Source organism: Archangium primigenium (genome assembly GCF_016904885.1).
GTDB classification, from domain to species: Bacteria; Myxococcota; Myxococcia; order Myxococcales; family Myxococcaceae; genus Cystobacter; species Cystobacter primigenius.
The window spans coordinates 2,774,799-2,794,205 of sequence record NZ_JADWYI010000001.1; the positions used below are offsets into that span (position 1 = coordinate 2,774,799).

The following is a 19,407-nucleotide window of genomic DNA, read 5'->3' on the forward strand; positions in this document are numbered from 1 at the left end:
GCCTCCAGGGTCGGGCTCGCGGGGAGTGTCACGGACGTCCGCGCCGGATGTGCCTGACATACACTCCGTCCCGCATGCCCGTCTTGTCCTGGAGAATGCGCCTGGGGTGGTTCAGCGCCGTGGTGTCCCTCCTGTTCTGGGGCCTCGTGGCGTTGCGCATCCTCGCCACGACCGACAATCACATCGGGGTCGACCCGTGGTGGGCCTCCCCGTTGTTCCTGCTGACGGTGCTCGCGGGCGGAACGTGGTGGTCGGCGAATCGCCGGGCCGCGGGCGCGACCCTGATGATTCTGGGGGTGCTGTCGCTCGTCGGCATCCTCCTGCTCGACCGGCTCGACATCCTGGTCGAGTACGAGGCCTGGCTCGAACGGGGCATGCCCGAGCGGCCCTTCTGACGCGCGTGTCCTAGAAGGTCGACAGCGACAGGACGGGCGAGCGGCGCTGGACCGCGTCCCGCGCGAACGCCGCCAGGTCCTCGAGCTGCTCGAGCAGCTCCTCCGGCGCGTAGTCCGAGTCCATGTGTCCCGCCCAGGCCTCGACGAGGCTCGCCTGTTTCCCCGGGGCCACTTGCGCCAGCGCCTGGATGAGCGCGTCCGAGACGCGGATGACGAGCAGCCCCGAGTCCTCGTCGAAGACGAAGGGCTCGCCCTGGCTGCTCGGGACGGTGAGATCCTCCGAGCCGCGCAGCGTGGCGAACAGCGCCATCAGCTCCATCTCGATGAGGGGCAGCTCGATGTTCGGCCACTCCTCCGGATCGTGCTCCTCGGTGGTGACGATCGACGCGATCGCCTTCGCCTCGTCTTCTCGCGCGATGAACCAGGTCGTGATCTGCATGGGCCCCGTCCAAGCACGGAAGGGGCTCAGCCGTCGAGCGGCGTCTGGAGCTCCTCGGCCGCGCTGTCCCATCGCTCCTGGTGCGGGCTGTGTCCGGCGGCGACCCTCAGGAGCCGGGCCCGGGGCAGCCGCTTCACGGCGGCCTCCGCGAGCGAGACGGGCAGCACGTTGTCCCGCTCGCCCCAGTAGAGGAGGGTGGGGACCTTCACCTCGCCCAGGCGCTCGCGGCGGTGGAACACGTCGCCGGTGAGCGGGACCAGGGTGTTGAAGGCCCGTGTGGCCTCGGGTCGGCCTCCCGGCACCGTCATCAGCTCGTGGTCCAGCGCCATCAACCGGTGGTGGACCGGGGTGTCCGGCAGCGGCGCGATGCGGCCGAAGAGGCGGGGCCCCAGCACCCGGGCGAGCCGCTCGGGGCCCAGTCGGAAGAACAGGCGCGAGGCGAGGGTCATCTCCGGGCCGAGCCCCATCGCGTCCACCAGGACGAGCCGTTCCACGGGGACACGGCCGCGCAGCGCCAGCTCCAGCGCCACGAGGCCCCCCAGCGAGTGGCCCACCAGGGTCATCGGGCCCGGAGCCAGCGCCGTCAGCACCGCCTCCACCGGCTCGACGAAGGCGCGCAGGCCCTCCTCGGCCGTCCGGAGGGGACCCGGTGGGGGGGTAGAATTCCCGAAACCCGGTAGGTCCAGTGCGAGCACCCGGTGGGTCCGGGCCAGCGCGGGCCACAGGGGAAACCAGGTGCTCGCGGCGTTGCCCCGCCCGTGCAGGAGCACCCAGGGCGGCCCCTCGCCCCCGTCGAGCACCCGGAGCGCGCCGCCCCCGGGCACGGGACACCGTTGGAGCCGCACGGGGGGCACGAGCCGCGCCACCTCCTGGACGTCCGCTCCGGCCATCAGGGCTGCCTCCGCATGGGTGGAGGCGAGAAAATACCGGAATGCCGGGCCTACTGCGATGTTGAGCCGGAACCTCCCACCCCCTAGGCTGCCTGCCTCCTCAGGGACGGTCGAGACAACACCTTATGAACACGGACATCCGGGCACTCACCGAGCGCGTACAGCAGGAGAGCTCCTTCGTGGAACTCCTCAACCAGGAGGTCGGCAAGGTCATCGTCGGCCAGCGCTACATGCTCGAGCGCATCCTCATCGGCGTCTTGTGCAACGGCCACGTGTTGCTCGAGGGCGTGCCGGGTCTGGCCAAGACGCTCACGGTGCGCACCATCGCCGACAGCATCAGCGCCTCGTTCGCGCGCATCCAGTTCACGCCGGATCTGCTGCCCGCGGACCTCGTGGGCACGATGATCTACAACCAGCAGGCGGCCAACTTCACGGTGCGCAAGGGCCCGGTGTTCGCCAACGTGGTGCTCGCGGACGAAATCAACCGCGCGCCCGCCAAGGTGCAGTCCGCGCTGCTCGAGGCCATGCAGGAGCGCCAGGTCACCATCGGGGACACGTCCTTCCCGCTGCCCTCGCCCTTCCTGGTGCTCGCCACCCAGAACCCCATCGAGCAGGAGGGCACCTACCCGCTGCCCGAGGCGCAGGTGGACCGCTTCATGCTCAAGGTGAAGGTGGGCTACCCCACGCGGGACGAGGAGAAGGTCATCATGGACCGCATGAGCGGCGGCAAGCCGCCCTCGGTCCAGAAGGTGATCGCCCTGGAGCAGCTCGTCAACGCGCGCGCGCTCGTCCAGCAGATCTACATGGACGAGAAGGTGAAGGACTACATCCTCAACGTCATCTTCGCCACGCGTGAGCCCGCGCGCTACGGGCTCAAGGACCAGGCGGACTACATCCAGTTCGGCGCGAGCCCCCGCGCCACCATCGCCATGAGCCAGGCGGCGCGTGCCCATGCCTTCCTGCGCCACCGGGGCTTCGTCACGCCCGAGGACGTGAAGGCCATCGCGTTCGACGTGCTGCGCCACCGCGTGGCCCTCACGTACGAGGCCGAGGCGGAGGAGCTCACCACGGAGAAGCTCATCCAGCGCGTCTTCGACCGCGTCGAGGTGCCTTAAGCCCGCCCCCGGGGTCTGGAGGCCGCGCCATGCTCGCCAAGGACATCATCCGCCGCATCCGCAAGCTGGAGATCCGCACCCGCAAGGTGGTGTCGGACATGCTCGCGGGCCAGTACCACTCGGTCTTCAAGGGCCGGGGCATGGCGTTCTCCGAGGTGCGCCAGTACCAGCCGGGCGATGAGATCCGCATCATCGACTGGAACGTCACGGCGCGCATGAACGACGCCTACGTGAAGGTCTTCACCGAGGAGCGCGAGCTCACGGTGATGCTGCTGGTGGACGTGTCGGCGTCCAAGGAGTTCGGCTCGCGCGAGCGCTCCAAGGCGGAGGTGGCCGCGGAAGTGGCCGCGCAGATCGCCTTCAGCGCCATCGCGAACAACGACCGGGTGGGGCTCATCCTCTTCTCGGATCGGGTGGAGAAGGTGGTGCCGCCGCGCAAGGGCCGCACGCACGTGATGCGGCTGGTGAGCGACATCCTCACCTTCCAGCCCAAGGGCAAGGGGACGGACCTGGCCGCGGGGCTCACGTACCTGAGCCGTCTGGCCAGCCGCAAGACGGTGACCTTCCTCGTGTCGGACTTCCTCGCCTTCGGCTACGAGCCGCCCTTGCGGCTGGTGGGGCGCAAGCACGACCTGGTCCCCGTGGTGATCGTGGATCCGCTCGAGCGCGAGTTTCCGAGGATGGGGCTCGTGGAGATGGAGGATCCGGAGACGGGCGAGCGCTTCGTGGTGGACACGAGTGATCCGCTCGTGCGCGGCCGCTTCGCGCGCACGCTCCAGGCGCAGCGCGACGAGCTGCGTCGGCTGTTCAAGAAGCTGGAATTGGACCATGTGGAGCTGAGCACGGGAGACGACCACGGCCTGGCCCTGGTGCGCTTCTTCCGGGCCCGCTCGCGGAGGATGGCGGCATGAAGGGGTGGGTTCTCTGCGCGCTCCTGGCCGCCTCGCCCGTGTGGGCCCAGGCGCCCGCGGCACCTGCGGCGGCACCGGCCAGCGCGACGCTGCCCGAGGCGATGCCCGCGGACGTGCGGGCCCGGGTGGAGCCCGAGCGCGTGCTGCTGGGCGAGCCCTTCGTCTACGAGCTGGCCATCACCCACCCCGCCCAGCAGCGCTACGAGCTGGAGCTGCCCGCGGACCTGGGGGACTTCGAGGTCATCTCCCAGGAGCGCACGCCGCCCGAGTCGGGCAAGGAGCCGGCCGTCACCACGTTCCGGCTGCGCATGTCCGCCTTCAAGCTGGGCACGGTGACCTTGCCCGAGGTGCCCTTCGCGGTGAGCACCCCGGAGGGGCCGCACCGCTACGTGGCGCCGGGCCGGACGCTGGAGGTGGGCTCCACGCTGCCCGACGACGCCCAGACCAAGGGCGAGGACCTGCGCGACATCCAGCCGCCCACCGAGGTGGCCATCCGCTCGCTCACGCTCGTGTGGGTGTTGCTCGGCGCCATCGCCGCGGCGCTGCTGGGCGTGGTCGCCTGGCGCGCCTTCCAGAAGTACCGCGAGCGCAAGCTGGCCGCCGTGGCGCCGCCCCTGCCGCTGGACGTGCGCACCCGCCGCGCCCTGGATGCCCTCAAGACGGAAGACCTGCCCGCCCGGGGCCAGGTGAAGGACTTCTACTTCCGCCTCTCGGAGATCCTCCGCGGCTACCTGGGCGAGCGCTATGGCTTCGACGCGCTCGAGTGCACGAGCAGTGAGCTGATGACGCGGCTGCGCGGGTTGCACGCGCCCGGCCTGCCCGAGGACGGGCTCATGCGCTTCATCTCCGAGTCGGACATGGTGAAGTACGCCCGCGCGGATGCCTCCGCGGATTCCTGCCAGGACGCGCTGACGTTCGGCTACGCGCTGCTCGACAAGACCTGGCCCCCCCTCTTGCCGCCCGTGGCGGCCGACGTGTCCCATGCTTCCGGACCTCGCGTTTCATAGCCCCCAGTTCCTGTGGGGTTTGTTGCTCCTGCCCCTGCTGATCGCCGCGGGCCTGTGGGAGAAGCGCCGCCGCGCCGTGCTGCGCTTCTCCGCGGCGCACGTGTTCGCCCAGCACCGCAAGGGCCTGCGCACCTACCTGTTGCCGCTCTTGCCCCTGTTGCGGCTGGTCGCGGTGGCCTCCGCCGTGGTGGCGCTCGCCCGGCCCCAGACGCGCGACACGCGCGTGCGGGACCTGAACGTGGAGGGCATCGACATCGTCGTGGCGCTCGACCTGTCCACGTCCATGGAGGCCGGCGACTTCCGCCCGCAGAACCGCCTGCACGTGGCCAAGGAGGTGCTCGCGGACTTCATCTCCAGCCGGGTGAACGACCGCATCGGGCTCGTGGTCTTCGCGGGCTCGGCCTACACCCAGGCGCCGCTCACGCTCGACTACGGCGTGCTCAAGGAGGTGCTGCGGCAGTTGCGCACCCGGGTGCTCGAGGACGGCACCGCCATTGGCGACGCGCTGGCCACGTCCCTCAACCGCCTGCGTGACTCGGACGCCAAGAGCCGCGTGGTGGTGCTCATCACCGACGGTGACAACAACGCGGGGAAGATCTCCCCGCTGGACGCCGCGGGCATGGCCAGGAGCCTGCACGTGCCCGTCTACACCATCCTCGTGGGCAAGGGCGGCAAGGTGCCCTTTCCCCAGGGCACGGACCTGTTCGGCAACACCGTCTGGCGCGAGACGGAGATTCCCATCAACCCGGAGCTCATGCAGGACATCGCCTCGTCCACCGGCGGCGAGTACTACCGCGCCACGGACCCCGAGGGCCTCAAGCAGGGCCTGCAGAAGGTGCTCGACTCGCTCGACCGCACCAAGCTCCTGGAGGGCGGGGCCTCGGCCAACTACCGCGAGAACTTCCACCCCTACCTGCTGCTGGCCTTCGGGCTCGCCGTGCTGGAGCTCTTCCTGCGCTCCACCTTGCTGAAGGTGCTGCCGTGATGGCGCTGGAGCCCTGGCGGTTCAAGTTCCTGGGGGAGGAGATGGGGCTCGCCCAGCCGCTCTTCCTGGTGATGGTGGGCGTGGGCCTCTTCGTGGGGAGCATCGCCCTGTGGGGCGCCCTGCGTCGGCGCTCGCGCATCCGGGCGATCCTGGCGGATCGGCTCGTGGACAAGCTGGCGCCGGGCACCGTGCGCTGGCTGCCGGCCACCCAGGCGGGGTTCTATGGCCTGGGACTCATGCTCTTCGGCGTGGCGCTGGCCCAGCCCCAGTGCGGCACCACCACCGAGCCCACCAAGCGCCGGGGCATCGACGTGGTGGTGGCCCTGGACGCCTCCAAGTCCATGCTCGCGCGTGACGTGCAGCCCAGCCGCCTGGAGCGCTCGCGGCTGGAGCTCAACACGCTGCTCGACGAGCTCAAGGGGGACCGGGTGGGCCTGGTGGCGTTCGCCGGAGACGCCTTCATCCAGTCGCCCCTCACCTCGGACTACTCGGCGGTGAAGCTCTTCTTGCGCGCGGTGGATCCGGAGCAGATGCCCCAGGGCGGCAGCAACATCGGGGACGCGCTGATGCTGGCGCGCGAGGTCCTGGAGAACGCGGACCGGGGCTCCAAGGAGCGCGTGGTGGTGCTGGTGTCCGATGGCGAGGATCTGACGGGGCAGGTGAAGGAGGCGGTGGACGCGCTCAAGGAGGCCAAGGTGCGGGTGCTCACCGTGGGCGTGGGCTCGGAGCAGGGCGAGCCCATTCCCGTGTACAACCGCCGGGGCGAGTTCGTGGACTTCAAGAAGGACGCGAGCGGGGAGACGGTCATCACCCGCATGGATCGCGGCGGCCTCACGGCCATCGCCGAGGCCACCGACGGGGACTTCTTCTACCAGCCGCGCGGCGTGGCCATGAGCGGGGTGTTGGAGCGCATCGACGCGATGCAGAAGAGTGAATTGGAGAGCCGCATCACCGTGCGCTACAACGAGCGCTTCCAGGTCTTCGCGCTGCCGGGGCTCGTGCTGTTGATCCTGGGCATGGTGCTGCCGCCCTCGTGGCGCCGGAGGTCCGCATGAAGCCGCGTCCCTTGGGCAGGCGTCTGGGCGTCTGGGGCCTGTTGGCCGTGGGCTGGGTGGTGCCGTCCGTGGCGGGCGCCGCGGGGCTCCTGGAGAAGGATCATCCCCTCGTGCAGAAGGGCCGCGACGCCTACTCCGCGGGCCGCTACGAGGACGCGCTCAAGTCCTTCGACGAGGCCAAGAAGGAGCGGCCCAACGACCCGGCGGTGGAGTTCAACCGGGGCGACGCATTGATGAAGCTGGGCCGCTACAACGACGCCCGGCAGTCCTTCCAGAGCGTGGCCGAGTCCAACACCCGGCCGGACCTGCGCCAGAAGGCCACCTACAACCTGGGCAACGTGCACGCGGCGACGGGTGACACGCGCGAGGCGCTCAAGGCCTACCGCCGCGCGCTCACCCTGGACCCCACGGACGCCCAGGCCCGGCACAACTACGAGGTGCTGCTGCGCAACCTGCCTCCGCCCCAACAGGGCGGCGCCGATGGCGGCTCGGACGGGGGCCAGGACGCGGGTCAGGACGCCGGTCAGGATGGCGGCGCGCCGGACGCGGGTCAGCCGGACGCGGGTCAGCCGGACGCGGGTCAGGACGGTGGCACCGACGGCGGTCAGGATGGAGGCCAGGACGGCGGTCAGGATGGGGGCCAGGACGCGGGCGGTGACGCGGGCTCGCCCTCCGATGGCGGCCAGGATGGCGGCGGCGATGGCGGGCAGGATGGCGGTGGGGACGGGGGGGCCGGGGACGGCGGCGGCCAGAGTGATGGCGGTGACAGCGACGGCGGCGCGGATGGCGGCCAGGGCGACAGCGATGGCGGCGCGGATGGGGGTCAGGCGGACTCGGACTCGGCGGCGGACGCGGGCACCGAGGAGCGCGATGGCGGCATGAGCGCGGAGGAAGTCGACCGCCAGGACGCCGAGCGGCTGCTGGATGCGATGAAGCAGAACGAGAAGAATCTCCAGTTGTGGCGCTTCCAGCAGAAGAAGCGACCGAGGAATCCCAATGCGAAGGATTGGTAGCGGCCGCGCGGTGCTGGCCGCCCTCAGCCTGCTGCTGACGGCCATGCCCGCGTGGGCGGAGGTCGAATTCTACCAGACGGTGGATCGCTCCGAGGTGGGCACCGAGGACGTGTTCCAGCTCACCGTGGTGATCGTGGATCCCCCGGACGATGCCCAGGTGCGCTTCCCCGCGCCGGAGGACTTCGAGGTGCTCTCGACGTCGCAGAGCACCCAGCGCTCCATCCAGATGAGTGGAGGCGGCCCGCCCGTCATCCAGACCGTGCGCAAGCACGTGTTGATGATGCGCGCCAAGCGCGCTGGCACGCTCACCATCCCCGCCGCGGTGTTGACCTCGGTGGGCCGCACGCTGCGCACCGAGCCCGTGAAGATGACGGTGACCCGGGGCCGCACCGGACCGCCGCCGCGCTCCCCGCGTTCCCAATTGCCAGACCCCCTGCGCAACTTGCCCTTCGGCGCTCTGCAGGACCCCTTCGCCGAGGAGGAGTCCGAGGAGGAGGACACGCAGGGTGCCCGGCGCGAGGACGTGCGCATTCCCCGGGGCGACTCGGACCTGTTCCTGCGCGCCACGCTCGACAAGAACCAGGTGTTCGTGGGCGAGCAGGTGACGCTCTCGCTCTTCATCTACTCGCGCGTGGACCTGTCCAGCGTGGACTCGGTGAGCATGCCCAAGCTGGAGGGCTTCTGGAGCGAGGACGTGGAGAGTCCCACCCAGCTCACCGGCGAGACGCGCGTCGTCAACGGCGTGCCCTACCGCACCTACCTCCTGCGCCGCCGCGCGCTCTTCCCCATGCGCTCGGGCCGCCTGTCCATCACCCCGGCCGAGGCGGACATCACCACGGGCATGCTCTTCGTGGGCCACCGGGTGCACCGCGTCTCCAACGATCTCCAGGTGACGGTCAAGCCGCTGCCCCCGGGCGCGCCCCGCGACTTCTCCAACGCCCAGGTGGGTGACTGGAAGCTGTCGGTGGAGGCCACCCAGCACGAGGTGGAGCTGGGCCAGCCGGTGACGGTGACGGTGGTGCTCGAGGGCTCGGGCAACGTGAAGAACGTGACGCCCCCGCGCCTGGCGGCGCCGTCCGCGTTCAAGGTCTACGATCCCAAGACGACCGACAAGCTGACGCCCGGCAAGTGGCGCATCCAGGGCCGCCGCGCCCAGGAGTACCTGGTCATGCCCCAGCGCACCGGCACCTTCACCCTGCCGGCGCTCGAGTTCCCCTACTTCGATCCGAAGGAAGGCCGCTACACGGTGTCGCGCACCGAGCCGGTGGAGATCGTGGTGACGCCCGGCGCCGGTGGCGCGCCGACGCCGGGGGGGCAGGGGAGCGCGACCACGCCGCTGGCGGACGCCGCGGCCGAGCAGAAGAACGTGCTCACCGCGGGCGGCCTGCGCCCCCTGCGCTACCAGGCGCGCTTCGAGTCGCCGACCACGGCCGTGTGGCAGCGGCCCTTCTTCCTGCCCGCGGTGCTCTCGCCCCTGGGCCTCTTCCTGGCGCTGGGCCTGGGCGGCTTCGTGCGCGGGCGGATGGCGGGCCAGGAGGTGGGCCATCGCAAGCGGGCCCGGGCGGCGCGCAAGCAACTGGCCGCGGCGGAGAAGCTGCGCGAGGGCTCGTCCAGCGCGTTCTACGGCGAGGTGGAGAAGGCCGTGCTCAACTTCCTGGAGGCCCGCCTGCACGCGCCGGTGGGCGGACTCACCCGGGACGCGCTCGACGCCCGGCTCGCCGAGGCGGGCGTGGACGACACGCGCCGCCAGCGGGTGCGCTTCGTGCTCGAGTCGTGTGACACCGGCCGCTTCGCGCCTGGCGCGGAGCAGGCCGCCCGCGAGCGGATTCTCGATGACGCCGCGGCCGTGATGGAGGGATGGGACAAGTGAGCGCCCTCGCCGCCGTGCTCGTGGCCACCGTGCTGGGCCAGGGTTACTACTCCCCCGAGGAGGCCCAGGGCCTGTTCCAGCAGGCCAACGACGCCTTCTACAAGCAGGACTACGCCGCCGCCCGCGCGGGCTACGAGAAGTTGCTCGAGCGGGGCTTCGGCGGGCCGGATCTCCAGTACAACCTGGGCACCACCTCCCTGGCGCAGGACGACCTGGGCCACGCGGTGCTCGCCTTCGAGCGCGCGCGCCGGGCGGGCGGCGAGGGGCCGGACCTGGAGGCCAACCTGGCCCATGCCCGCGCGCGTCAGCTCGACAAGGTGGTGGGCAGCGGGCCCGAGGAGCCGCTCCTCCAGCGCGTGGTGGCCGCCACGAGCGGCAACGGCGCGGCCTGGGGTTTCCTCGGGGCGTGGCTCGGGGGCTGCGCGTTCTTCCTGCTCTTCCGGCTGCTGCGGCCGGGGCGGCGGGCGTGGGCGGCGGTGCTGGGTGGACTGCTGCTCATCCTGTCCCTGCCGGCGGGCGCGCTGCTGGCCGCGCATGTCTGGGTCCAGCAGACGCTGCACGAGGCCGTCGTCGTCGCGCCCACGCTGCGCGCGCGGGAGTTCCCCCGGGAAGAGGCCAAGGTGGCTTTCGAGGTCCACCCCGGCCTCAAGGTGCGCGTCATGGAGGACGCGGGGCGCTACGTGCGCATCCGTCTGCCCAATGGCCTGGAGGGTTGGGCCGAGCGCGACGGCGTGGCGGAGATCTGACGGCCCCCGGAGGTCTCAGGGAGCCGTCGGCTCCAGCGCGTAGCCGAGCAGCTCCTCGGTCTCCTCGCCGGTCTCCTTCACCTTGCCGACACCGCGCACGAACCAGTACGTCTTGGTCTTGCTGTTGCCCGTCTTGCGCAGCACCACGGCGGTGAACGTCCCGGCGGGGACGGTGACGGACTCCGCCTCGGACACCACCGTCCACAAATCCCGCGTCGTCTCCGTGGTGGGGGACTTGCCCGTCTTCTGCTTCGTCTCGGCGTAGGTCTCCACCCAGGTGGTGCCCTTCACGAGGTGCTCGGGGCTCATGTCCACGTGGAGCTTGGCGGGGTTCCACCACTCCTCGCTCTTGGCGCTCGTGGTCCCGGCGTCGAAGGACTGCTCGCGGTAGCGCAGGAGGCGCTCGCCCGAGACGGTCTGCCAGCTCAGGGTGACCTCCCCGTTGCTCTTGCGGGACGTCACCCGGTGGGCCTTCTCGGCCGACAGCGGCCCCGTGCCGCCCACGGCCTCCAGCGCGCCCACGGACAGCTCCTTCTCCGAGACGGTGCCCGACACGGTGACGCGGTACGTCCACCGGTGGCCCTCGGCCCACGGCAGCAGCGCGCCTTGCGTTTCCTGGACCTCCCCGCCGTTGTCTCCGTCGGTGCCGGTGTCCGTGCCGCCCGCCACGCCGCAGCCGGTGGCGAGCCAGCCGAGCACGAGCAGTCCCCTCCAGAGCGGGCGGCTCATTGGCCCCGTCCCGGGTGGGGGCGGGCCTGCTTGATGATGGCCTTGGGCGTCTCGCCCGGCTCCCCGTCGAACTTGAACTCCACGTCCATGGCGTACCACCCCGTGTTGCCCGCCTTGGGCCCGTACGCGGCCGAGAAGCGGTTGTGGATGAGGTCCAGCGCCTGGCCCAGCTCGTACACCTGGGCGGCCGTCAGCACTTTCTGGCCGCTCGGCATGAGGTTGGAGCGGGACAGGTAGGTGATGGGCAGACCCGTCTGGTGGAACTCGTAGATGAACTGGTCGCTCGTCACGCCCGCGGGAGGATGCACCACCTCGGCGTCTCCGCCCACCTGGACGTTCACGTAGAAGCCCGGCTGGTTGCCCGTGGGATCGAAGGGGTTGGCCGTGAGCGCCACGCCGTTGGCCTCCTCGTCCGGGAAGTTGTGGTGCACGAGCAGCGCCATCACCACGGACTTGTGGTCGATGCTGCTGTAGGTCCGCTCCTCGAAGGTCCGGAACAGCCAGACCGTCGCCCACGTCTTGCGGATGGCCTTGAGCACGTCGTTCCAGTCCGTCCGCGGGTCTCCCGTGTGCGACTCGTAGCAGCCCGCGCAGGGGAAGCCCTCCAGGTCCTCGCTGTTGGTGCTCGTGCGAAAGCGCATGGTCAACCCGGGGTAGTCCTTCTCCAGCTTCGCCTTGAGCATCGCCTGGAACTCCGCGTTCACCGGCGCCGCCTTCATGGCCTTGCGGAACGCGTCGAGCTGCGCGTCGCGCACCTCGGGCTTGCTCTGGAACTCGGGGTCCGCGAGCAGCGTGTCCAGCCGCTCGTAGAAGCCGTTCTCCTGCATGAACTGGACGTAGTAGTAGGCCGGAATGGCGAACGCCTTGCGCATGGGGATGCCCGGCGTGTTGGCCATGACCCCGTAGTGCACCGCCTTGCCGCCGAAGGCCGGGACCGCCGCCTTGATGGTCTCGCGCAGCGTGCCCTTGCTCTCGTCCACGAGCTTCTCCACGTCGCGCAGGTCCTTCACCGACAGGTCCACCGCGGGCAGCACGACGGGCGAGGGCTTGTGGGCCTCCCAGTAGGCATCGGCCTCGGCGGCGGAGACCTCCTGGATGCTCCAGTCGAACGCGCCCACCGTGAGTCGCACCCACTTGCCCTCGAGCGCCCGCAGCGTCGCGTTGCTCATGGCCCCGCGCAGGCCCATGTTGGGCGTCTTGCGGTTCTGCGACAGCACGTTCACGTGCGACAGCGGCGTCTGGAACTCCTCGCTGATGATGCCGAGGATGGTGGAGATGTCGTTGGGGATGCGGTCCAGCACGATGATGTCGCGGAAGGACAGGTACGTCGTCGTGAGCTCGGTCGCGGTGAGGAAGCGCAGCTTGCCCACCGAGCTGGCCAGGTTGAGCGGCTGGTAGTCGATGGCCGCGAAGAGCTCGTCCGTGCTCATCACCTGGATGGTGGAGGGCAGGTTCCGGGCCTCCTGGTGCACGGCCTCGGACGTGGGGTGGAAGACGAGCGAGGCGCCGAAGAAGGTCGCATCGCGCACGGCCCCGTAGAGCTGCGTGAGCATCTCGGCGGAGGCCGTGTCGTAGGGGGAGATCTCCAGCGCCCAGACCTTGGCCCCCTCATAGTAGGTGACGGAGCCGAGCACGAAGCGCCGGTCCGGCGAGTAGTACTCGGTCTGGTTGAAGTCCGCCAACGAGCCGACCACGGGCCTGCCCGCGCCGGAGAGGTTCTTGGACACGAACGCGTAGTGGATGGCGTACTTCTGGCTGTTCTGGAAGTGGAGCGTGTCGTTGTCGTAGCGGTCCAGCACCACCTTGACCGAGCGGGCGCCGGGAATGCTCGTGTCGATGGGCTGCGAGGCCAGGGCGCTGAAGTCCGTGGCGCACGACAGGCGCTTGAGGGCATCGGGGGCCGTGGCGCCCTCGGTGAGCTGGCAGGACTCCTGGATGGGCTCCTGGGGCGTCTCGTCCGGGGGCGTCGTGGGATCGGGCGAGCACGCGAGCACGAGCGCGGCGCCCATCAAGAGCAGGAATGAGGATCTCATGGGGTCAGTCTCGGGGCTGGGGTTCAGGGAGTGGTGGCGAAGCAGTAGATGGCGCCGTAGCCGCCCGCGCCGCCCACGGTGGGCGTGCCGTTGCCGCCCCCGTTGTCGACGAGGTTGACGCCGGCCGCGCAGCCGGGCACCGAGTGGTCGGACAGCCAGTGGGCGCCATTGCCGGTGGTCGCGCCGTTGCGCGGCCAGGAGTGGCCACACATGGGCTTGCCGGTGGAGCCCACGGAACTCGTCCAGTCGTTGCAGGTGTTGCCCTTGGTGCCGGAGAACCTGCCCTGCTTGCTCGAGCCGGTGAGGACGTCGTGGTTGTCGACGCCCTGGTGGTTGGGCTCGCCGCGCTCGTTGGGCAGGTCGTTCTTGATGACGGCATCCGACGGCGGGCGGTACGCGCTCAACAGGCTGGCCTTGTCCTGCGCCACGAGCCGACCCATGCGGTCGTACCAGGGGCCCTCGCCAATGCGGTCGATGGCGTTGATGGCCGCGCCGCCCACGCCACCCGTGGACGCGCTGAGGAAGGCGTGCCACTCCTTCTGGCCCGCGCCGGGCAGGGCCATCTCGGCGATGGTGCGGCAGATCTTGTCCGCGCCCGCCAGGCCGGTGTTCTCGCCGTAACGCAGGTCTCCACCGAAGCCGTTCGGGCTGCCGGACAGCTGGCGCATGGCCTCGATGCTGGTCACGAAGAAGCTGAACGGGGGAAGGGTCGGCACCGTACCGCTGTCGGGCGTACCGCTGTCGATGGTGCCGCTGTCGGGCGTACCGCTGTCGACGGTGCCGCTGTCGGGGGTGCCGCTGTCGACGGTGTCACTGTCGGGCGTACCGCTGTCGGGCGTACCGCTGTCAGGCGGGGTCGTTCCGCTATCGGGAGTGCCGCTGTCTGGCGTGGAGGTCCCGCTGTCGGGCGTCTCGGTCGGCGGCGTGGTCGTGCCGCTGTCGGGGGTCTCGGTCGGGGGCGGGGTCGTGCCACCGCACGTCAGATCCGCCCGGCAGGTCTGTCCCGAGGGGCAATCCTCGTCCGTGCTGCATGACACGAGGCCCGGGATGACGACCTCACGGCTCACCTGCGAGCGGACCAGCAGGTCCACGCAACCCGAGGCGAGCTGGGCGGAGTCCGCCGTGCGGCGGCTGAGGGTGATCTTGGGGAAGCCCGCGATGCCCCGATCGACCAGCTGGGACACCAGGCCCGCGGGCAGGGTGAAGCTGCCCGTGTCCGGGACGTTGTCGCACTCCACCGAGGCGGCGATGCCTCCGTGGTGCGCCAGGTCCAGGAGGACGTGGATGCGCGCCGCGCTGGAGTTCGTGGAGGGGGTCCAGGAGAGGGGCACGGGCTTGCCCTTCTCGATGACGATGTCCGCCTCGGCCACGGTGAGCGCGTCCACGCCCTGGCCGCGCAGGGTGAAGGCGGGCAGGTCCGCGCCGGTGGCGGCGAGCTGGATGTTCGCGCCCGTGTAGAAGCCCGGGAAGGGCAGGGGCGTGGAGCTGCTGGAGTAGAACCGGGCCGAGTTGGGGCTCATGGCGAGCGCCGCCTTGAGGCCGGTCACGTTCACCGTGCCCACGTTCTGGGAGGTGGGGTAGGGGATGCAGACCCCGCCCTCGCCGCAGGTCTGCGAGGAGCCGCAGGCCGGATTGCAGAACAGCGCGCGGCCCACCAGCAGGCGGCAGGCGCCCTCCTCGGCGGCGAGGGTGCGCACCGTGCTCGGGATGACGCCGTTGCGCACGTTGCCCTGGACCGCGGTGTAGCCGTCCAGGTTCTCCACGGTGAACTGCCCGAGCCGCGCGCTCGCGTCACACGGCGTGTACGCGAGGGGGCTGGGGTTCTCCTGTCCGGGGGGCGTCTCTTCTCCCGGGACGGTCGGGTCGGGCGTCGTGGAGCCGGAGTCGGGGCCACAACCGCTCAGCAGGCACAGCAGCGGGGAGAGAACGAGCCAGGCGGGTGTCTTCATGGGGGGCATGTCCTGTCTGGGCGGCATGTCAGGGCGTGGTGGCGAAGCAGTAGAGGGCGCCGTAGCCGCCCGACCCGCCCACGGTGGCCGAGCCATTGCCGGGACCGTTGTTGGAGAGGTTGACGCCAGCGGCGCAGCCGGGCGCCGAGTGGTCGGCGATCCAGTACGAGCCGCTGCCGGTGCTGGAACTGCGGGGCCAGGAGTGGCCGCACATGGGCTTGCCGGTGGATCCCACGGCGCTCGTCCAGTCGTTGCAGGTGTTGCCCTTGCTGCCCGAGAAGGTGCCCTGTTTGGTCGAGCCGGTGAGGACGTCGTGGTTGTCGACGCCCTGGTGGTTGGGCTCACCGCGCTCGTTGGGCAGGTCGTTCTTGATGGTGGCGTCCGCCGCCGGACGGGACGCGCTCAGCAGGCCGGCCTTGTCCTGGGCCACGAGCCGGCCCTTGCGGTCGTACCAGGGGCCCTCGCCGATGCGGTCGATGGCGTTGACGGCGCCGCCCGTGGCGCTCCCGGTGGAGGCGCTGAGGAAGGCCCGCCACTCCTTCTGGCCCGCGCCGGGCAGGGCCATCTCGGCGATGGTGCGGCAGATCTTGTCCGCGCCCGCCAGGCCGGTGGCCTCGCCGTAGCGCAGGTCTCCACCGAAGCCGTTCGGGCTGCCGGACAGCTGGCGCATGGCCTCGATGCTGGTCACGAAGAAGCTGAACGTGGCGCCATCGGTTCCACCGCCCTCGGGCGTCTCGGTGCCGGGCGAGGTGGAGTCGGTGGGCTCGGCGTTACACGCGGCGATGCCGCCACCCAGGCAAAGGGTGGCGATCACGGGCAGCACGAAGGAAGCGCGCATGAGGGGTCCTTTTGAAGAGGGAGACGACCCAGGCGTCCTCCGCCGGCCCAGAAGCTCTACCGGACGCCAATGATTGTCACCCCATTCATGGGTACCACGGCGCTCGCGCGGGAAGATGACTGGAAATGAATCGTAACAGTCTCGTCACGGACGCCCACCCTGGCTCCCCGTCGACAGGAGGCGAGGCGCGCTTCAGGGAAACTTCAGATTCGGGGCGTAGAACCGCTCACACCCGGCGCGGCGTCTGTCTTTGACTCGCGTGTCTAGAATGAGGCGAAGACAAGCGTCTTGCCCAACGTCTGGGCACCCCGCCCGGTGCCCTCCAGCCCCCGGGCGAGCGTGAGGAATTCCGGAGAGGTCTCCACGTGCCGGGCCACGAGCTGGAAGGTCTCCACCACGGCCAGGTCCAGGGAGGCGGAGGCCTCGGGAGTCGCGGGCGCGAGGTGGAGGGCTTCCACGCGGGGATGGCCCATGAGCACGAAGCGCAGCAGGCCCAGGCGCAGGGCCAGACGGAACACGTACCCGAGCAGGGTGGGCGCGTCCGTGAAGGGCGTGCGCCACACGGCATGCAGGGCGTAGTGCCGGAACACCTGGTCGAGCCGCGCCCCGTGGGTTCCCGTCAGGTGGCGCCAGCGGGCGTCGTGAAGGCGCCAGGCCGCCTCCAAGCGCTCGGGGTCGTCCGTGTCGAGTCCCAGCGAGGTCAGTACGCCATGCGCCAGGGCGCGGAAGCGAGGCCCGCGCAGCGCCGCCATCCGGGCGCGGAGGATTGAGGCGAAGAGTCCCACGCTGGGGGCACCCGGCAGCGCGAGCGGGGCGAAGTCCTGGTGCACGGCCTGCTGGGTGTCCGCGCGGTCGAAGTGCTGGAGGGCGGCGTCCAGGTGGGCCTGGAGCGCTTCCCGAGACGCCCGCGTGCCCTGGAAGTACACGTCCTCCACGGCGTGGGCGAAGTGTCCCAGCAGGGCGATGCGGGACGCGAGGGGATGGGTCCTCCGGTCGAGCCAGCGCAGCAGGGCGTCGCGCACGGTCTCGGCGTGGGCGGTCCAGGCCTCGCCGGGCTCGATGGCCCGCGCGACGTCCGGGCGGGGCAGGAGGGACGCGGGCGGCACGGCGGCCTCGAGGTGGAAGGCGTCCTCGGCGAGCAGACACAGCCGGGCCACCTCCGGACAGGCCAGGGTGCCCGCGAGTTCCCAGCGCTCACCCCAGCGGGTGACGACCCGGGGAAAGGTGGCGCAGATGTCGGGCAGGAGCGCCTCGCCGTGGTGGCGCTGCAGCGAGCACAGCCGCTCGGCATCCAGGAGGGCGCAGCCTCCATCGGGCCGCATCCGGAGGACGGCGCCGAGCGAGGGGTCTTCCTCGGAGAGCGGCGCCGTGTCGCCGAGGGCGTCCCGGATGCGCCGGGCCTGGGGTGGGCTCACCGGCACCGTGAGCCCCGCGCAGCAGGAGTCCTCGCAGCGCTCCGCGATGCAGCGGAAGCGCGACATGTAGCGGGGTGGGGCGAGGGCGGGCATGGGCGCGCCCCAGCCTACCGCGTCCTCAGGGCAGGGGCGCGAGCCCGTCCAGCGCGTCGAGCGCCGTCCGGGCCTGGACGAGGCCATGCCCGTACTGGTTGTCACGGCCGGGTGTGCCCAGGTCGAGCGCGGTGCGCTCCATCACCTCGCGCACCTCGCTGGCCGTCAGCTCCGGGTGGGCGCCCCACAGCAGCGCGGCCACGGCGGTGACGTGGGGGGCGGCCATGGAGGTGCCCATGAAGCGCGCGTAGTCGACGCCCCGCAGGTTCACGTGGATGGGCTTGCCCAGGTGCTGCAGCACGGCGCCCCGCGACTCCCGGCCCACGCTGAGCGCGGGCACCCAGGCGGCGCTCGGCCCCTCCAGGCTCATCTGCCAGGACTGGGACTCGGAGTCGCTCGTGCCGAAGATGATGGCGCGCGCGCCCTGGCTCATCACGTTCCGGGCGATGCGCGACGGGTCGGCGCCGTGCTCCAGCCGCACGTAGGCCACGAAGCCCGCGCACGTGCCGCCCTGGCACCCGAGCGCCTCGCCCTGGCCGCAGTCCACGAGCGTGCCCGTGTAGTCGCCGGGCGGGGAGAAGAAGAGCGAGCGCGAGTCGTAGCTCAGCACGCCCGCGTCGAGCCGGGACACGGTGTTGCCGCTCACGCTGATGGACGAGAGGATGTCCACGCCCGGGGCCACGAGGCTCAGGCCCTCGCCGCCGTTGGAGAAGGAGGCCACCTGGCCATGCGCGTCCACGGCGCCCACGGCGAGCACGGAGGGGTAGGCGGCCGGGTAGCTCAGGGGCGCCTGGCGCGTCAGGTCGCTGTCGTTGCCCGCCGCGGCCACGATGAGCATGCCGGCGTCGCGGGCGGCCTGGAAGGCCTCGCGGGCCGTGCGGCCCATGTCCACGGGCGACCCGAGCGACAGCGTGGCGATGTGCGCCTTCTGCCGCTGGCACCACTCGAGCGCCGAGAGCACGCCGCTGACACTCGCGCGCTCCTCCACGTTGAGCACCCGGGCGATGAGCAGGTCCACGCCGGGCGCCACGCCCACCATGCCGCCGCGGCTCAGGCCGTCCCAGATCTCTCCGCCCGAGGCGAGCTGCGCCGCGACGATGCCCGCCACGTGCGTGCCGTGGCCGAGGCCCCGGACGCCGCGCGACTCGTCGCTCGGATCGCTGTCGCCGTCCACGAAGTCGTAGCCCCCCACGTAGGGGATGCCGAGCTCGGGGTGGCGCCGGTCGAGCCCGCTGTCGATGACACACACGCGGATGCCCGCGCCCACGGGCGCGCCCCGGTCGAGCACGCCGTCCTGGTTGGCGTCCCACACGTGGGGGGCCTGCACGAGCCGCAGCGCGTCGGTGTACTCGTCCACGGAGCCCACGCTCATGGGCATGCCGAGCGCGCGCACCTCCAGGTCCGGCTCGATGCGCTCCACGTCGGGATTCGCGGCCACGCGGGCGATCTCCTCCGGGGTCAGCCGGGCGGACACCGCGGGCACGAGCGTGTGGCGGGTGTTCACGGCCACGCCCAGGGACTCCACCGCCCTCGCGGCGCGCACCCCCGAGCGGTAGCGCACGATCACCGCCTGGCGATCGTCCTTCGGAAGGGGATCCTGGAGCCGGTTGGACACCGCCTCCTCCCGCGTATCCACGCACCCCGGGTGGCTCAACCCCGAGGACTCCCCCTCCGTGTTCGAGCACGCCGCCAGGACCGCCAGTCCAAGAACCGCCCACGCCCTCATCGCCGCCCCCTCCGCCGATTCCGCCCCACAGGGATGTGGGCAGGGGTCGGGAAGAAAGCCAGGGGTCCCCGTGCTTTCGGACAGGGGGCCGGTGCCCGGTTCCACAGAGTTCCCGTCGTCTGTGGAGCGGTGAGCGGTCCGGGCGTTGGCTGGCCAACGGTGGCCGCGCGGGCGGGGGTGGCGGGCGGGGGGCCCCGG

The 19,407-nt window shown here is 71.1% G+C and carries 17 protein-coding genes; 9 read left to right on the forward strand and 8 right to left on the reverse strand.

Annotated features, from left to right (window positions below; all coding sequences use genetic code 11):
* Positions 1-95: 95 nt before the first annotated feature.
* Positions 96-395 carry a hypothetical protein gene (locus I3V78_RS11815; protein WP_204487168.1) on the forward strand — a complete coding sequence of 100 codons (300 nt, stop codon included), beginning with the start codon at positions 96-98 and terminating at the stop codon, positions 393-395.
* 10 nt (positions 396-405) lie between these two features.
* Here I3V78_RS11815 and I3V78_RS11820 read toward each other — a convergent pair whose 3' ends face one another.
* On the reverse strand, positions 406-834 hold the full coding sequence (locus tag I3V78_RS11820; RefSeq protein WP_204487170.1) for a hypothetical protein: 429 nt from the start codon (positions 832-834) through the stop codon (positions 406-408).
* 26 nt (positions 835-860) lie between these two features.
* The gene (locus I3V78_RS11825; RefSeq protein WP_204487172.1) at positions 861-1,724 is read right to left on the reverse strand and encodes an alpha/beta fold hydrolase; all 864 of its coding nucleotides are present in this window, start codon (positions 1,722-1,724) and stop codon (positions 861-863) included.
* 125 nt (positions 1,725-1,849) lie between these two features.
* Between I3V78_RS11825 and I3V78_RS11830 the strand changes: the two genes are divergently transcribed.
* Genes I3V78_RS11830 through I3V78_RS11865 form a run of 8 tightly spaced genes read left to right on the forward strand, consistent with a single transcriptional unit; the run spans position 1,850 to position 10,426 of the window.
* A complete protein-coding gene (locus I3V78_RS11830; protein WP_204487174.1) occupies positions 1,850-2,839 on the forward strand; it encodes an AAA family ATPase in 990 nt (329 codons plus the stop codon).
* 29 nt (positions 2,840-2,868) lie between these two features.
* On the forward strand, positions 2,869-3,750 hold the full coding sequence (locus I3V78_RS11835) for a DUF58 domain-containing protein (protein ID WP_204487176.1): 882 nt from the start codon (positions 2,869-2,871) through the stop codon (positions 3,748-3,750).
* Positions 3,747-4,757, forward strand: coding sequence for a DUF4381 family protein (locus I3V78_RS11840; protein WP_204487178.1), 1,011 nt, complete (start codon positions 3,747-3,749; stop codon positions 4,755-4,757). Before I3V78_RS11835 ends, I3V78_RS11840 begins: the two co-directional genes overlap by 4 nt.
* Complete coding sequence (locus tag I3V78_RS11845; protein ID WP_204487180.1) at positions 4,732-5,742, forward strand: vWA domain-containing protein; 1,011 nt, start codon at positions 4,732-4,734, stop codon at positions 5,740-5,742. The genes I3V78_RS11840 and I3V78_RS11845 overlap by 26 nt, the downstream gene beginning before the upstream one ends.
* Positions 5,742-6,797: a VWA domain-containing protein gene (locus tag I3V78_RS11850; RefSeq protein ID WP_239577618.1), complete on the forward strand. Its 1,056-nt coding sequence runs from the start codon at positions 5,742-5,744 to the stop codon at positions 6,795-6,797. Before I3V78_RS11845 ends, I3V78_RS11850 begins: the two co-directional genes overlap by 1 nt.
* On the forward strand, positions 6,794-7,810 hold the full coding sequence (locus I3V78_RS11855) for a tetratricopeptide repeat protein (RefSeq protein WP_204487184.1): 1,017 nt from the start codon (positions 6,794-6,796) through the stop codon (positions 7,808-7,810). Before I3V78_RS11850 ends, I3V78_RS11855 begins: the two co-directional genes overlap by 4 nt.
* A complete protein-coding gene (locus I3V78_RS11860) occupies positions 7,794-9,680 on the forward strand; it encodes a BatD family protein (protein ID WP_204487186.1) in 1,887 nt (628 codons plus the stop codon). The genes I3V78_RS11855 and I3V78_RS11860 overlap by 17 nt, the downstream gene beginning before the upstream one ends.
* Positions 9,668-10,426: an SH3 domain-containing protein gene (locus tag I3V78_RS11865; protein WP_204487188.1), complete on the forward strand. Its 759-nt coding sequence runs from the start codon at positions 9,668-9,670 to the stop codon at positions 10,424-10,426. Before I3V78_RS11860 ends, I3V78_RS11865 begins: the two co-directional genes overlap by 13 nt.
* 15 nt (positions 10,427-10,441) lie before the next feature.
* On the opposite strand, the gene I3V78_RS11870 is transcribed toward I3V78_RS11865, so the two are convergent.
* The 6 genes from I3V78_RS11870 to I3V78_RS11900 form a co-directional block, all read right to left on the reverse strand.
* Positions 10,442-11,155 (reverse strand): hypothetical protein, encoded by a 714-nt coding sequence (locus I3V78_RS11870; protein WP_204487190.1) that lies wholly within the window; start codon positions 11,153-11,155, stop codon positions 10,442-10,444.
* Entirely contained in the window at positions 11,152-13,188 is a 2,037-nt protein-coding gene (locus tag I3V78_RS11875) for a PEP/pyruvate-binding domain-containing protein (protein WP_204487192.1), read from the reverse strand. The genes I3V78_RS11870 and I3V78_RS11875 overlap by 4 nt, the downstream gene beginning before the upstream one ends.
* A 23-nt stretch (positions 13,189-13,211) precedes the next feature.
* Positions 13,212-15,137 carry a hypothetical protein gene (locus tag I3V78_RS39880; RefSeq protein WP_275583481.1) on the reverse strand — a complete coding sequence of 642 codons (1,926 nt, stop codon included), beginning with the start codon at positions 15,135-15,137 and terminating at the stop codon, positions 13,212-13,214.
* 28 nt (positions 15,138-15,165) lie between these two features.
* A complete protein-coding gene (locus I3V78_RS11890; protein ID WP_204487194.1) occupies positions 15,166-15,975 on the reverse strand; it encodes a hypothetical protein in 810 nt (269 codons plus the stop codon).
* A gap of 263 nt (positions 15,976-16,238) precedes the next feature.
* Complete coding sequence (gene fliB / locus I3V78_RS11895) at positions 16,239-17,483, reverse strand: flagellin lysine-N-methylase (RefSeq protein ID WP_204487195.1); 1,245 nt, start codon at positions 17,481-17,483, stop codon at positions 16,239-16,241.
* A gap of 25 nt (positions 17,484-17,508) precedes the next feature.
* A complete protein-coding gene (locus I3V78_RS11900) occupies positions 17,509-19,209 on the reverse strand; it encodes a S8 family serine peptidase (RefSeq protein ID WP_204487196.1) in 1,701 nt (566 codons plus the stop codon).
* Positions 19,210-19,407: the final 198 nt, after the last annotated feature.